At 69.6% G+C, this 13751-nt stretch carries 14 protein-coding genes; 8 read left to right on the top strand and 6 right to left on the bottom strand.

Annotated features, from left to right (window positions below; translation table 11 throughout):
- The first annotated feature begins 44 nt into the window (after window positions 1-44).
- The gene (locus tag AC0VYP_RS11885) at window positions 45-551 is read left to right on the top strand and encodes a hypothetical protein (protein ID WP_475474050.1); all 507 of its coding nucleotides are present in this window, start codon (window positions 45-47) and stop codon (window positions 549-551) included.
- A gap of 510 nt (window positions 552-1061) precedes the next feature.
- On the opposite strand, the gene AC0VYP_RS11880 is transcribed toward AC0VYP_RS11885, so the two are convergent.
- Window positions 1062-1958, bottom strand: a complete 897-nt coding sequence (locus AC0VYP_RS11880) for an NADP-dependent oxidoreductase (protein ID WP_475474048.1) — start codon at window positions 1956-1958, stop codon at window positions 1062-1064.
- Between the two features lie 277 nt (window positions 1959-2235).
- Here AC0VYP_RS11880 and AC0VYP_RS11875 point away from each other — a divergent pair, with 277 nt between their 5' ends.
- The 4 genes from AC0VYP_RS11875 (at window position 2236) to AC0VYP_RS11860 (ending at window position 6669) form a co-directional block, all read left to right on the top strand.
- Window positions 2236-2742, top strand: coding sequence for a (2Fe-2S)-binding protein (locus tag AC0VYP_RS11875; protein WP_285759711.1), 507 nt, complete (start codon window positions 2236-2238; stop codon window positions 2740-2742).
- The gene (locus tag AC0VYP_RS11870; RefSeq protein WP_475474046.1) at window positions 2739-3731 is read left to right on the top strand and encodes an FAD binding domain-containing protein; all 993 of its coding nucleotides are present in this window, start codon (window positions 2739-2741) and stop codon (window positions 3729-3731) included. Before AC0VYP_RS11875 ends, AC0VYP_RS11870 begins: the two co-directional genes overlap by 4 nt.
- Window positions 3728-5800 carry a xanthine dehydrogenase family protein molybdopterin-binding subunit gene (locus tag AC0VYP_RS11865; RefSeq protein WP_475474044.1) on the top strand — a complete coding sequence of 691 codons (2073 nt, stop codon included), beginning with the start codon at window positions 3728-3730 and terminating at the stop codon, window positions 5798-5800. Before AC0VYP_RS11870 ends, AC0VYP_RS11865 begins: the two co-directional genes overlap by 4 nt.
- Before the next feature lie 131 nt (window positions 5801-5931).
- Window positions 5932-6669: an SDR family oxidoreductase gene (locus AC0VYP_RS11860; protein ID WP_475474042.1), complete on the top strand. Its 738-nt coding sequence runs from the start codon at window positions 5932-5934 to the stop codon at window positions 6667-6669.
- A gap of 342 nt (window positions 6670-7011) precedes the next feature.
- On the opposite strand, the gene AC0VYP_RS11855 is transcribed toward AC0VYP_RS11860, so the two are convergent.
- The gene (locus tag AC0VYP_RS11855) at window positions 7012-7587 is read right to left on the bottom strand and encodes a dihydrofolate reductase family protein (protein WP_285759698.1); all 576 of its coding nucleotides are present in this window, start codon (window positions 7585-7587) and stop codon (window positions 7012-7014) included.
- Between the two features lie 101 nt (window positions 7588-7688).
- On the opposite strand from AC0VYP_RS11855, the gene AC0VYP_RS11850 reads away from it, so the two are divergent.
- Window positions 7689-8321 (top strand): TetR/AcrR family transcriptional regulator, encoded by a 633-nt coding sequence (locus AC0VYP_RS11850; RefSeq protein ID WP_285759697.1) that lies wholly within the window; start codon window positions 7689-7691, stop codon window positions 8319-8321.
- A 237-nt stretch (window positions 8322-8558) separates the two neighbouring features.
- Here the strand turns inward: AC0VYP_RS11850 and AC0VYP_RS11845 are convergent, their stop codons facing one another.
- Entirely contained in the window at window positions 8559-9533 is a 975-nt protein-coding gene (locus AC0VYP_RS11845; RefSeq protein WP_475474040.1) for an LLM class flavin-dependent oxidoreductase, read from the bottom strand.
- Window positions 9534-9704: 171 nt separating this feature from the next.
- On the opposite strand from AC0VYP_RS11845, the gene AC0VYP_RS11840 reads away from it, so the two are divergent.
- Window positions 9705-10844, top strand: a complete 1140-nt coding sequence (locus AC0VYP_RS11840; protein ID WP_285759693.1) for a carboxylate-amine ligase — start codon at window positions 9705-9707, stop codon at window positions 10842-10844.
- A 12-nt stretch (window positions 10845-10856) separates the two neighbouring features.
- On the opposite strand, the gene AC0VYP_RS11835 is transcribed toward AC0VYP_RS11840, so the two are convergent.
- Genes AC0VYP_RS11835 through def form a run of 3 tightly spaced genes read right to left on the bottom strand, consistent with a single transcriptional unit; the run spans window position 10857 to window position 12504 of the window.
- A complete protein-coding gene (locus AC0VYP_RS11835; protein ID WP_285759692.1) occupies window positions 10857-11366 on the bottom strand; it encodes a hypothetical protein in 510 nt (169 codons plus the stop codon).
- 26 nt (window positions 11367-11392) lie between these two features.
- Window positions 11393-11782 (bottom strand): VOC family protein, encoded by a 390-nt coding sequence (locus AC0VYP_RS11830; RefSeq protein ID WP_285759690.1) that lies wholly within the window; start codon window positions 11780-11782, stop codon window positions 11393-11395.
- A 53-nt stretch (window positions 11783-11835) separates the two neighbouring features.
- The gene (gene def / locus AC0VYP_RS11825; RefSeq protein ID WP_475474037.1) at window positions 11836-12504 is read right to left on the bottom strand and encodes a peptide deformylase; all 669 of its coding nucleotides are present in this window, start codon (window positions 12502-12504) and stop codon (window positions 11836-11838) included.
- Window positions 12505-12953: 449 nt separating this feature from the next.
- Between def and AC0VYP_RS11820 the strand changes: the two genes are divergently transcribed.
- Window positions 12954-13613, top strand: a complete 660-nt coding sequence (locus tag AC0VYP_RS11820; protein WP_285759686.1) for a GntR family transcriptional regulator — start codon at window positions 12954-12956, stop codon at window positions 13611-13613.
- Window positions 13614-13751: the final 138 nt, after the last annotated feature.

Raw genomic sequence — 13751 nt, 5'->3', positions numbered from 1 at the left:
TCGTGGACGCAATCCTCTATTTCTACTTACTCGCGGGCCTGCTGATGGCGGGTACGGGCGTCCTGCCCGGCAACACCGTCGGATGGCGGGTCGCGAGCATCGCCGGCGGGCTCGGACTGGCGGGCTGGTCCGGGTACGTCCTGGTAATGGGCGGAACGTACTACATCGGGCTCTATCTGATCATCATCCCGATCGTCGTGATCGGGCACAACGTCTCCGCGGTGTTCAAGTCGCGCAGGCAGCCGGTCCAGCATCACCCCTACGGTCCGCCCCCGGTACACAACCCCTATGGGCCGCCGCTCCCGCACGGCCCCCAAGGACCGGCCGGGTGGGGGCCGCCCCCTCAGCCCTATCCGCCGCAGTACGGACCGGCCCGGCCCGGGTCCGCCCCTTACCCCGGCCCGCAGGGGCCACCGCCTGAGGGCACCGGTCCCCACCCGGGGATGCCTCCGCCCGTCGCCGGACCGCCGTCCCCCAACGGCGCTCCCCGTCCCCCGTATCCGCCCCACCTCGGACCTCCGCAGGGACACTGGCCGCCCCCGCAGCAGTGATCCGGAACTCCTGGGCCGCGGCGCACATCGTGCGCGCCGCGGCCCTTTGCTGTCCGCGTACGCCCCGCCCCGTCGTCGGCCTCTGTCGCACCCCACTCCCCAATTGTGACTCTGAGCGAAAAAGGACTTCGGCTCCAGCTGGCCACCGGAGTCTCGCCAAGGGGGTGCGAAAACGAAAAACATAGGATATTCCAGCTCAAAACTTTTGGGGCGGGAAATTTTACCGCGATAGACAGAAAGGCCTCTTGGGCGAATTCTCATAACAGCGAGTGATTGCACTGGTGAATTCGATCCCGGCGCAGGAGCAGCAGAGCGGTCGGGGTCGCGGTTGATCCAGTCGAAGAGGGGTTCGCCCCCCTGTCCCCTCAGGCGCCAAGTGCCTGCCCTCCCACGCACGTGGGGGCGCCGAACTTCCCGATTCTCGGTTTTCCACCCGTACGACAAGCGGGCTGCCGTTTTCGCGCGGGGACGGTGCGCGACTTCGACACCGTTGCCGCAGTCAGGTTTCGTTCAGGGCGTGAGCACGATCTTGCCGCGGGTCGTGCCGGCTTCGCTGACGCGCTGGGCCTCGGCCGCCTCGGTGAGAGGGAAGACCACCGCCTCGGACAGCGAGACGCGTCCGGTGACCGCGGCGTTGACGAGCTCGGCCAGGACCCGCGCGTTCTGGTCCCCGGCGGTTCCCGCCGAGAAGGCCACACCCAGGTCGAACGCCACCGGATCGGCCAGGGTCACCACCCGCTCGGTCCCCCCGGTCAGGTCGATGGCGTCGGGCAGTACGCCGTGCCCGGCCGCGTCCAGAACCGCGTTGACCCCCTTGGGCGCCAGCGCGCGTACCCGCTGCACCAAGCCCGCTCCGTAGGTCGTGGCCCGCGCACCGAGGGAGGCGACGTAATCCTGGTTGCCAGGCCCTGCGGTCCCGATGACGGTGACGCCGGCCTGTACCGCGAGTTGGACGGCGATACTCCCGACACCACCCGAAGCGCCATTGACCAGCAACGTCTCCCCCGGACTCAGTGCGAGGGCGGCCAGCCCCCGCCGGGCGGCCTCTCCCGCCACGGGCAGGCTGACCGCCTGGCTCCACGACAGCGCCGACGGTTTGGCCACATAGGTGCGCAGCGTCGCGTACTCGGCGTACCCGCCACTGATCGACCACCCCACGACCTCGTCGCCCACCACGACATCGGTGACGTCGGCACCCACCGCGTCCACGATCCCGGCGACCTCGGCCCCGGGGACACTGGGCAGGTCCAACGGCATGATGCCGGAGCGCTGCTTCCAGTCGAGGGGGTTGACCCCGGCCGCACGCACCGCGACACGGATCTGGGCGGGACCGGGTTGGGGTTCGACGAGCTCCACAACGCTCAGGACCGAGGGGGCACCGTACTCGGAGAAGCTGATGGCACGCACGAAATGGTCGTCCTTGTCTAGGGAATCCGGTTGGGACGCGGTGACGCGGAGCGGACCGCACGCCCGGCCGACACCACAGCGGCCACCTGCCTGCCGCCACGTTAACTCCCCGCGGACGCCCGATCCGGTCTCCGACAGCGCCTCGGAGTGTCGTCCACGGGCTCCGCCCCTACCTCTACGGCGTCACTGCGTCGCCATAAGTCACCAAGCGCTCCGTTTAACCTCCGGCTCGACGGACAGCACGGTAGTCACCACGCTTGCGGTCAGGGAGGCGCTGATGGAAACCGAGATCAAGCTGCGGATCAACGGGGAGCGGTACTCACTCCGGGTTGACACCCGCACAACACTGTTGGACGCACTGCGCGAGGGCCTCGGGGTGACCTCGACGAAGAAAGGGTGCGACCACGGCCAGTGCGGGTCCTGCACCGTGCTACTGGACGGGCGCAGGACACTGAGCTGCCTCACCCTGGCGGTGACCACCGACGACACCGAGATCGTCACCGCCGAGGGCCTGGGAGGGGACAACGAGCCGCACCCGCTTCACCGGGCATTCATCGACAACGACGCCTTCCAGTGCGGATACTGCACTCCGGGGCAGATCTGCTCGGCGGCAGGCATGCTGACCGAGCTCGATGCCGGCCACCCCAGCGCGGCCACCCCGCAGGGAAGCGAGCCACGGCTGGACGACGACGAGATCCGTGAGCGTATGAGCGGCAACCTGTGTCGTTGCGGGGCCTACTCCCACATCGTGAGCGCGATCCGCGAAGTGGGTGGGCGCGCATGAAACCCTTCGACTACCAGCGCGCCCACGACGTCGCCCAGGCCGTGGCCACCGTCGCCGCCGAACCGGGGGCGGTGTTCCTGGGCGGGGGAACCAACCTCGTGGACCACTTGAAACTGGGAATCACCGCGCCCGAACTGCTCGTGGACGTCACCCGACTGCACCTGGACGAGGTGGAGGAACTCGGCGACGGCGGCGTGCGGATAGGCGCGGGCGTGCGCAACAGCGACCTGGCCGCCCATCCCCTGATCCGCCGGCGCTACCCGGTGCTCTCCGAGGCGCTGCTGGCCGGGGCCTCGGGGCAGCTGCGCAACGCGGCCACCACCGGCGGCAACCTCCTGCAACGGACCAGGTGCGTGTATTTCCAGGACACCACCACCCCCTGCAACAAGCGCGAGCCCGGCTCCGGCTGCTCCGCGTTGGGCGGATACACCCGCCACCACGCGATCTTCGGAGCCTCCGAGCACTGCAGTGCCACCCACCCCTCCGACATGGCGGTGGCCATGCTCATGCTCGACGCGGTCGTGGAGGTACAGGGCGCGACAGGCCCGCGACGCGTGGCACTGGCCGACCTGCACCGGTTGCCCGGTGACCGCCCCCAGGACGACACGATCCTGGAGCACGGCGACCTGATCACCGCCGTGGAGCTGCCCGCGGCGCCGATCGCACGACGCTCGCGCTACCGCAAGGTCCGCGACCGCGCGTCCTACGCGTTCGCACTGGTCTCGGTGGCCGCGGCGGTTGAGGTGGCCGATGGGCGCATCACCGAGGCGCGTCTGGCGTTGGGGGGTGTGGCGCACAAGCCCTGGCGTGCCGAACGCGCCGAGTCCGCGCTGCGCGGTGCCGTTGCCGACGATGAGGCGTTCGCTGCGGCGGCCGAGGCGGAGCTGGCCCGGGCCCGCCCGTTGGAGGGCAATGCGGTCAAACTGCCCCTGCTGCGCGGGGCGATCACCGCCGTCCTGCGCGACCTGTGCGAGGAGGATTCCCGATGACCCAGGCCATCGCAACCGGAGACGCGGGAAGCGCCATGCGCCGTGTTGACGGCCCCGACAAGGTGCGCGGGACCGCGCGCTATGCCTTCGAGTACCCCATGAAGGAACCCGCCTATCTGCATCTGGTGCAGTCCACCATTACCCGCGGCCGGGTGCGCGCCGTGCACGACGGTGCGGCCCTGGCCGTGCAGGGGGTGCTGGCGGTGCTCTCCCACACCAACGCGACCCGGATCGACCCCGGAGACGAGACCGAGCTGGCCGTACTGCAGTCGGACGGCGTAGCCTACCGGGGGCAGCCGGTGGCAGCGGTGGTCGCAAAGACGCCCGAGGCCGCGCGGGAGGCAGCTGCCCTGGTCGGTGTCGACTACGACGTCTACCAGCACGACGTGCACCTGTCCGCCGCGCGCACCGACCTCTTTGCTCCCGACGACACCGACACCCACCAGGGCGACCTGGAAGCGGCCATGGCCGAGGCCGACACGGTGATCGACCACGTCTACTCCACTCCCATGCAGCACAACAACCCGATGGAACCGCACGCCACGATCGCGCTGTGGGACGGCACCTCGCTGATCCTGCACGAGTTGACCCAGGCGGTACGCATGGTCCACACCACCATCGCGTCGCTGTTCGGATTGGAGCGCGACCGGGTCCGTGTCATCGCCCCCTACGTGGGCGGAGGTTTCGGGGCCAAGGGACCGCTGCACGCACCGGTGGTCCTGGCCTGTCTGGCGGCCATGGCCGTTCCGGGGCGCCCGGTCAAGCTCGCGGTGACCCGCCGCCAGATGTTCACCCTGGTGGGGTACCGCTCGCCCACCCTGCAACGGGTGCGTCTGGCGGCCGATGCCCAGGGCCGTCTCAGCGCGGTGGGCGACGACGTGACCGCGCAGAGCGCACGGTTCACGCAGTTCGTGGAGCGTGCGGGCGACCCGAGCCGGATGATGTACGCCGCACCCAACCGGCGTATCACCCACCGCCTGGCCGCCCTGGACACCAACGCCCCGACGTGGATGCGCGCCCCCGGGGAGGCTCCCGGTATGTTCGCGCCCGAGGTCGCCATGGACGAACTGGCCTGTGCCCTGGACATCGATCCGGTCGAGCTGCGCCTGCGCAACGAACCCGAGGTCGATCCCGGGACGCACAAGCCCTTCTCCAGTCGCACGCTCGCCGAGTGCATGCGCGAGGGTTCCCGCCTCTTCGGCTGGGCCGATCGCGACCCCGCTCCCGGTGTCCGACGGCACGACGGCTGGCTCGTGGGAACCGGAATGGCCGCATCCACCTACCCCGCACTGCTCATGCCGGGTTCCTCGGCCGAGATCCGCTTCGAGAAGGGCCGCTACGAGCTGCGCATCGGCGCCTCCGACATCGGGACCGGGGCCTGGACGGTGCTGGGGCAGTTGGCGGCCGAGGCACTCGGGGTCGGCGTCAACGCGGTACGCGTGCACATCGGTGACAGCACTCTGCCCGCCGCCTCTTTGGCCGGCGGCTCCAGCGGCACGGTGTCGTGGGGCACCGCGATCACCGCGGCCGCCCGGGCGTTTCGCGAGGAGCACGGCGACACTCCCGCCCCGGGGGCACGGACAACGGCCCGTGGCAGTGACGGCGCCGACGAGAACTACTCCGCACACTCCTTCGGGGCGCAGTTCGCTGAGGTACACGTGCACGCCGACACCGGGGAGGTTCGAGTGCCGCGCCTGCTGGGGGTCTTCTCCGCGGGACGCATCATCAACCCGTTGACGGCGCGCTCCCAGTTCATCGGGGGGATGACCATGGGGGTGTCCATGGCGTTGCACGAGCACAGCGTGGTGGATCCGCGGTTCGGCCACGTCGTGACCCAGGACTTCGCCGACTATCACATCTCGGTCAACGCCGATATCGGGGAGATTCGCGCCGAGTGGATCGACACCCCCGACTACCGCGCCAACCCCACGGGCGCCAAGGGAATCGGGGAGATCGGGATCACGGGCACGGCGGCGGCCGTGGCCAACGCCTTCCACCATGCGACGGGAGTACGGGTCCGCGACCTGCCGATCACCGTGGACGCCTATCTCTTGGGCTCCCGCGGCTAGGGAGGCGACGCCGTTGGCTGGTGGGCGCAGGCCCCGGCGCCCACCAGGGACGCGGACACCCGCGGCGGCAGTGTTTTCGATACGACAACGGGAAACCGCACAACGATGCGCGACAGGAACAGGGGGACGCCATGAGGTTCACGGTCATCGGCGGCACCGGTCTGATCGGTGCCCAAGTGGTGGGGAAACTGGCCGCGGACGGGCATGATGCCGTGGCGGCGTCGAGGTCAACGGGGGTCAACGTACTCACCGGGCAGGGACTGGAACCAGCGCTGTCGGGCGCCGACGTCGTGATCAACCTGACGAACTCCCCCACGTTCGACGCTGCGTCCGTGGAATTCTTCACCGCCTCGACGAACACCCTGACGGCCGCATGTCGAACGGCTGGGGTGAGCCACCACGTGCTCCTGTCGATCGTCGGTGTCAACCGGCTGCCGCAACTCGACTACTACCGGGCCAAAACCGCCCAAGAGGACATCCTCGCGGCCGGACCCACCCCCTACTCGATCGTGCGCGCCACGCAGTTCTTCGAGTTCGTCAACACGATCCTGTCCTGGACCACCGACGACGGCACCGTTCGGCTGCCCACGACCCGCCTGCAGCCGATCGCCGCGGCCGACGTGGCCGACGCGATCGCCACCACCGCCACCGGCATCCCGTGGCAGGGCACACGCGACATCGCCGGCCCCGACCTCTTCCCCCTCGACGAACTGGGCAGGATCACGCTGGCCGCGCACCCCGACGGGCGCACCGTGGTCACCGACGACCGGGCCGGGATGTTCGCCGCGATCGCCGGAGACGTACTGACCGCGGGGAGGGAAGCGATTCTGGCTCCCACGCACTACGCGGACTGGATCCAGCGCCTCTAGAGCATCGGGCTGCTCCGCCGGATTTGGGATGGGGCGTACCGGTCGGCCGCCGGCCGAATAATCACGTGCCCTTGAGGCGGCGCACCGCTAGGGTGACGCGCATGGGATTTCAGATCTACGAGTGACGGAGCAGCCGTCCCGGGCGCCTGACTTTCGAGGATCGTTCCTCGTCGGGCCGACCGGGCCCGTCGTGCCCTTTCGTCGAGGACGCAGTCACCCGTCGAGGAGTCCCCATGTCCCGTCGTGCCCATATCGCCATGGCCAGTATCCCGGCCCCCGGCCACGTCAATCTCCACGAATACTTTTGAGCAACCGCTCAAGAGGCTGTGCCCGGGGTCGTGCTCACGCGCGGGTGTAGACGGACAGAGTCGTGCCGTTGGCGAAGGTCAGGGTGTCCTCCAGCCGGAAGGGCAACACCGCGAACTCCCCGTCGAAGGCGGGCAGGCCCGCCCCGATGACGATCGGGTAGCGCTTGATGACCAGCTCGTCCACCTCCGGGGCGAGGACGCCTGCCAGTACTCCTCCGCCGGCCAGCCAGATCCCCAGTTCCCCCTCCTCTTTCTTGAGGGTGCGCACCAGGGCCAGCGGATCGCGTTGCACCAACTCCACGGCCGGGTCGTCGATCGCCTTGAGCGTGGTGGAGGCGACGTACTGGCGCATATGGGCGTAAGGGCTGGTAATGCCGGCGTCGAGAGCCGGCTGGTAGGTTCCGCGCCCCATGACAACGGTGTCGAACCGCTGATTGGGGACCTCTCCCATGCCCAGTTGCGCACGGATGTGGGTGGGAACGGTCTCGGGCAGCCGCGTACTGATGTGGTCGGTCAGGTCCTGCGACCACGGGAAGAAGTCGTAACTGCCGTCCGGTGCGGCGATGTAGCCGTCGAGAGTGACGGCGACGTAGTAGGTCAGCGTACGCATGCGATCCTCGCCTTCGTGTGCGACGGGGAGCATCCCCGCAACAAGTACATTTGTAGTACTTTATTTGTAGTTGTTGCAAGTGATTTCATCGAGGAGGCCCAATGGTTCGCAACCCCCAGCGCCGCGCAGCGCTCGTGGACGCGGCGATCGAGGTCCTGGCGCGCGAGGGCGCCCGCGGGTTGACCTTTCGCGCCGTGGACGCAGAGGCCCAGGTGCCCACGGGCACCGCCTCCAACTACTTCGCCGACCGCGATGTCCTGTTCACCCAGGTAGGCGGGCGCATCTACCAGCGCCTGGAGCCCGACGCCGCCCTCGTGGCCACGAGACTCGCGGGCCCGCGCGACCGCGAGCAGGTGGCGCACCTGATGCGCGACCTGGTGGACCGGGTCACGGCGTTTCGTTCGGGCTACCTGGCCCTACTGGAGCTGCGCCTGGAGGCGACCCGACGCCCGGAACTGCGCGCGGTCCTGACCCGCACGATCCGCGCCGACGTGGACGCCAACATCACCTACCACCTGGACTCCGGCCTTCCCGGGGACGCGACCACCGTGGTACTGCTCTACCTGGCCATGAACTGGCTGATCGTGGAACGCCTCACCCTGCCCGACGTCTTCACCGAGGAACAGATCCACGAGCTGGTCACCGCCGTGGTAGAGCGCGTCCTGCCCGCCGAGGGAACAGACGGCGTACACGACGATCGACCCGCCGGATCGGCGAAAAACCTGCGGAAATGACCATCGGGTCCGCGTAATCGACGCGGTGCCGGTCGGCACGCCCCGGCCCCGCACGTGCACTTCACGACCGAGGAAGTCGTATCCGCCCCGGGCACCGACGGGGGGACCTCGTCGTCGCCGAGGCCCGGGCCACGTGCGGGCACCGGCCGCGACGCCGTTCTTCACGCCCGCAAGCGCCTGTGACGGCCCGCCCCTCTCTCTGCGGCGGCGAGAGGAACGGTTGCGCCTCTCCCCCGGTCAACCCGCCAGGATGCGGTTCAAGGGGGCAGCGCGCCGAAGCTGCTCCACGGGGTCGCCGATGGGCGTCAGGACGACGCTGTGGGCGCCGGCCGCGTGCAGTCCGGCGATCTGTCGGGCGCAGTCCTCGATCGTGCCGACCACGGCCAGTTCGTCGATCCAGGAGTCGGGGATCGCCGCGCCGCGCTGTTCCTCGGGCAGTGCTGCGACCTCGGTGAGACGCTCGCCCAGGCCCAGCGGTTCGAGGTGGGCCGCCCACGCGGGATTGGCGACAGCAGCGGCCAGCTTCGGGCGCAGCGCGTCGCGGGCCCGGACAGGATCGTCATCGGTGTGAAAGAAGGTGTAGACGGTGACGGGGTGGGGGCGTGTATCAACCCCCTGCCCCCGCTGGATCGAGGCGCGAGCCGCCGTGAGATAGGCCCGACTGACCGGTTCGGCCAGGAGCGTTCCGTCGGCGTAGCGCCCCGACACCTCCAACGACTTGGGGCCGCGCACACCGGCCAGCACCAGAGGGGGCTGTTCGGGCACCAGATCCAGACGTACGGCGTCCAGACGTACGTAACGTCCCTGGACGGTGACCTCCTCACCTGCCAACAGACGGCGAACAGCGTCCAGGTGCTCACCCAATGCCGTCAGCGGGGAGGCCGGCGCAGCCCCGATCTGGCGCATCCACGCACCCACCCCGTGGCCCAGTCCCGCGGTGAGGCGGCCGGGGTGGGCCTGCGCCAGTGCCGCGAGCTCCATCGCGGTGAACGCGGCATTGCGCGCAACGGCCGGCAGGATCCCGATTCCCACCCGCACCCGTTCGGTGGCCGCCAGCGCCATTGCCGAAGTGGCGATTCCCCCGGTGAAGAAGCAGTCCTCGACCAACCACACCTCGTCGAACCCCGCACTCTCGACCGCACGGGCCAGGTCGGTGGTGCGTGCGGCAGGCAGGGTGCAGGGAATCTGCACCCCCAACTGGGGACGGTTCACAGCGGAACACGATACGGGCGAGGGACGCCAACGGGTACAGTCCTACTCCTTGTTTCCGGCCCCCGACCCGGGGTAGCCGCATCCATGACGCCGCCGTCCCCACCCATGGTGGCTCACCCACCTCCCCGCGCCCGCCTCGGCACGCGCGCATCGCAGTAGAAACGAGGCACGATGACCGACCGGCCCGCCACGTCCCACCCGACGATGGGAGTGGAAGAAGAGTTCCTCCTCCTGGACTCCACCGGCCATCTGGCCGGGGCGAGCACCGAGGTGCTGCCCCGGGCCGCCGAAGGCTCGGCCGAGCTCCAGCACGAACTCAACCGCAACCAGGTGGAGTCGGCCAGCACCGTCTTCGACGACGCCCCCTCCCTCATGGCCGAACTCCGGGGCTCCCGCGCCCGCCTGGCCCAGGCCGCCGCCCAACGGGGCCTGAGTCTGGCTGCGGTGGGGGCACCACTGCTGGTGGAGAACACCCCTGCGCTGCTGACCCCCGGCGACCGCTACGCCCGTATGCGTCGGGAGCTGGGCCCGATGCTGGACGCAGCCAACACCTGCGGATGCCACGTGCACGTCAGCGTCCCCGACGCCGCCACCGCCCTGCAGGTCTCCAACCACCTCCGCCCCTGGCTGCCGGTCCTGCTGGCCCTCACCGCCAACTCGCCGTTCTTCGAGGGGGCCGACACCGGTTACGCCAGCTGGCGCTACATCCGCTGGTCGCGCCTGCCCTCGTCCGCACCGCCGCCCTTCTTCACCGACGAGAAGCACTACGAAGGGCTGATCGAGGAACTGTTGGCCTCCGGTGCCGCCCTGGACCGCGGGATGGTGTACTGGGGCGCCCGTCCCTCCGACGACCAGCCCACCCTGGAAGTCCGCGTCAGCGACGTCGCCGCCACCGTGGAGGAGGCCACCCTGTTGGCGGTCCTGGTGCGCGGACTGGTCGCGGCGTTCCTCACAGAGGTCCGCTCCGGTGTGCCCGCGCCGCGCCTGGCCGGGGAGATCCTGCGCGCCCACATGTGGCGTGCCGCACGCGACGGCCTGAACGGACAGTGCCTCGACCCGGCTACCGGACGTCTGGCCCCCGCCATCGCGGTGTTGGGATCGCTGATCGAACGGGTGCGTCCCGAGTTGGAGCGCACCGGCGACCTCGACTTCGCCCGCTCCACCGCCGAACTCCTGGGCACGCTGGGCGGTGGCGCGCACCGTCAGCGGCTGGCCTACGAACGGGCCGGAGAGCTCAGCGACGTCGTGGAACACGTCATGGCGGCCACGGCCGGCATCGAGGCGCTGAACATGGCCGACCCCATCGGCTGACGACGGCGGTCCTCAGGAGCGCCCGAGCAGGGGGTGCAGGTCGGCCGGGTCGGTGATGCGGCGCAGCGCCAATGCGTGCGGGGCCGCGGGCGCGAACAGCCGCAGCAGCCACCCGTCGTGCAGCGCCGCGGCAGCCACCCACGCATCGGCGCTGCACGACACGGTGAAAGCGGTGGTCCGGCCGTCCACGTCAAGATCCAGGGCGGACCACTGGACGTCCGGTGCGGGGTCGGGCCGGGCCGGGACCTGATGGGTCAGCCGTTGCATGAAGGCGCGTTCGGCGCAGAAGGCGCGCAGCCGCTGCGACGGGATCGGGTGCGGTCCCGGCCAGGCACGCGTGGTGATCTCCAGGTCCAGTTCGGCGCTGTCCGAGTGCCACCCGAAGTCCACCACGACCCGATCGGGGCGGGTGGCGCCCGGCGGCGTGGTGGTGGCGCTGACGCGCCCGCGCGCGGTGTCGCCCGCGGGCGCGAAGACGGGAACGGCGACGATCAGGTCGGCGACGGGGTCGTGTGCGCTCATCACCGAACGATCCTAGGCGGCGCGGGTCAGGGCCGGTAACGCATGGGGTGGTCGTCGGGGACCTCCACCACGCAGATGGGAAGTCCGTCGGGGTCGGAGGTCCACATCTCGACGAGGCCCCAGGGCTCACGTTTGGGTTCGCCGGTGATGGGCGCGCCGCGCTCGGCGAGTTCCGCACGGGCCCGGGCGATGTCGGGGACCTGTAGCCACAGCCGGGTGGGCCAGTCCTGGGGGAGCTGCTGTCCGCTTCCCGACAGCTCCAGGAACCCCCCGCCCAGGAAGAACACCGTTCCCCGGTGCTCAGCGGGCCCGAACTCCCGGTAGACGGCGAGGCCCAGGACGTCACGGTAGAAGTCCCTGCTGCGCTGGAGGTCGCTGGGGCGCAGCAGGATGCGGCTGCTGAGGACGTTGACCATGGCAGCGACCCTACGCGGATGGGCGTGCCGCACGCGCGCGGCACGCCCGCCGGTCACTCGGTGAACGTCAGGGCCTCGGCGTTCTCGGCACGCCGCTCCATGACGTGGTCGCGCATGTCGTTCATGGTCTTGAGGACCTTCTTGCGTTCACGGGTGGAGAGCCGGTCGATGTAGAGGCGCCCCAGGGTGTGGTCGGTCTCGTGTTGGAGGCATCGCGCGAAGTAACCGGTTCCCTCAAGGGTCACGGGCGCGCCGTCACGGTCGAAGCCGGTGACCACGGCGCGGGGTGCGCGGGCCAGGTCGGCGTGGGGGCCGGGAACCGACAGGCACCCCTCGGACTCCACGACCAGACCGTCCTCCTCGGTTCCGTGCGTCTGGATCTGGGGGTTGATGACGTGGCCGACGTGACGCACCCCGTCGTCGTCGGGGCAGTCGTAGACGAAGAGCCGCAGGTTGACGTCCACCTGGTTGCCGGCCAGTCCCACGCCCTCGGCCACGTACATGGTGCGGAACATGTCGTTGACGAGGGTGTGCAGTTGGGGGGTGCCGAACTCGGTGACCTCGGCGTTTCGGCGGTGCAGGACCTCCTCGCCCACCGCGGTGACGCGCAGGACCTTGCCGCGCGCGGCCTCGGGCGCCCACTCGGGGTAGGAGTTGACGGGTTGGCCCTGGACCCGGACCCGGGTATCGGCTTCGGGTTCGGACACGTGTTGCTCGGCCATTGCTTCGCTCGTCTTTCCAGGTGGCTCGATGGATGCGCGGGCCCGCGCCCGGGCGCTTCGCGGCATCTGCAAGGTACCAGCGGGCGCCGTGTACGCCGGCCAGACGCTCGGTGGTGCACCGCGGCGGTGTTGGCTGGTGTGAATCCCCGGCCGGAGCTATCACGATCGATGATCGAAGACCCACTGCGGGACTCCCTGCCGCCCTGCGGCGTGGCGCCCACCACTGCGAACAGGCACGACAGGGCGACCAGTGCTCCTTTCCCCACCCCCACGCCACGGCGCTCACTCTATGGAGTCATTGCAGTTCAAAAGGTTTTTTTCTGGCCGGAACACCCATACGGGCAAGGCGTCCCGCCAGGCGTGGCGCGACCTGGGACACCCGCGGTATTGACACAGGTCACACTGTGGTTCAATCTGGTTAACCGTTAACAGTTAACCGAAAGGTCGCCATGTCGGAGATCCTGCCCATCAAGCAGCGGGCCCTGGGAGACCAGGTCGCCCACGAGCTGCGGCGCATGATCATCACCGGGCGCTACACACGGGGGACCTCTCTGGTCGAGGGCCACCTGGCCGAGCAGTTCAACCTGAGTCGCGGCCCCGTACGCGACGCCATCAAAACGCTCACCGCCGAAGGACTCATCGACACCAACCGGCGCAGTGCCACGGTCGTGGGGCTGAGCGTGCAAGACATCGACGAACTGTTCTCCCTGCGCGAGTCCATGGAACGCCTGGCCCTGGAAATCGCCCTGGACAAGAACCGCCCCGGGCTCACCGCCCGCCTGCAGGAAACCCTGGAGGTCATGCGCACCGCCGCCAAAAACCATGACCCCGAGGCTTTCACCGCCGCTGACCTGGAATTTCACTCCGTCTTCTACAGCACCGCCGAGCATAGGCGACTGGAAGGCGTGTGGGCGCAGTACCGCCCGACCATAGAAATGCTGTTGCTGGCCTCCAACGAACGCTACGAGGACCTACAGCCCTCGGTGGCCGCACACGAACTCCTCGCCGGCCTCATCGGCGCCGCCGACCCCGAACAGGTCTTCGGAGAACTCCACTCCCACCTGGACAACGCACGGCGCCGACTGCGCCAGCGCTACCTGGAGCAATAGCGGCCCCGGGCCGAACCCACCGGCCCACCGCACCATCACTTCCCCGGTGTCCGGGGCACATCACGGCGTCAGTGCCGTACACAACCGGCCCGTACGGCCCATCAGGCCCGGCCCGCGCACGAGGCGACCACGACGTCG

This window comes from Nocardiopsis sp. iso_186 (genome assembly GCF_056173365.1).
The sequence above is the reverse complement of the archived record's forward strand: the minus strand, read 5'-3'. Positions and strand labels throughout refer to the sequence as shown.

Coding starts and splice junctions, on each gene's coding strand:
- AC0VYP_RS11885 (WP_475474050.1), top strand. CDS start 45: ATGGCGGGTACGGGCGTCCTGCCCGGCAACACCGTCGGATGGCGGGTC.
- AC0VYP_RS11875 (WP_285759711.1), top strand. CDS start 2,236: ATGGAAACCGAGATCAAGCTGCGGATCAACGGGGAGCGGTACTCACTC.
- AC0VYP_RS11870 (WP_475474046.1), top strand. CDS start 2,739: ATGAAACCCTTCGACTACCAGCGCGCCCACGACGTCGCCCAGGCCGTG.
- AC0VYP_RS11865 (WP_475474044.1), top strand. CDS start 3,728: ATGACCCAGGCCATCGCAACCGGAGACGCGGGAAGCGCCATGCGCCGT.
- AC0VYP_RS11860 (WP_475474042.1), top strand. CDS start 5,932: ATGAGGTTCACGGTCATCGGCGGCACCGGTCTGATCGGTGCCCAAGTG.
- AC0VYP_RS11855 (WP_285759698.1), bottom strand. CDS start 7,587: ATGCGTACGCTGACCTACTACGTCGCCGTCACTCTCGACGGCTACATC.
- AC0VYP_RS11850 (WP_285759697.1), top strand. CDS start 7,689: ATGGTTCGCAACCCCCAGCGCCGCGCAGCGCTCGTGGACGCGGCGATC.
- AC0VYP_RS11840 (WP_285759693.1), top strand. CDS start 9,705: ATGACCGACCGGCCCGCCACGTCCCACCCGACGATGGGAGTGGAAGAA.
- AC0VYP_RS11835 (WP_285759692.1), bottom strand. CDS start 11,366: ATGAGCGCACACGACCCCGTCGCCGACCTGATCGTCGCCGTTCCCGTC.
- AC0VYP_RS11830 (WP_285759690.1), bottom strand. CDS start 11,782: ATGGTCAACGTCCTCAGCAGCCGCATCCTGCTGCGCCCCAGCGACCTC.
- def (WP_475474037.1), bottom strand. CDS start 12,504: ATGGCCGAGCAACACGTGTCCGAACCCGAAGCCGATACCCGGGTCCGG.
- AC0VYP_RS11820 (WP_285759686.1), top strand. CDS start 12,954: ATGTCGGAGATCCTGCCCATCAAGCAGCGGGCCCTGGGAGACCAGGTC.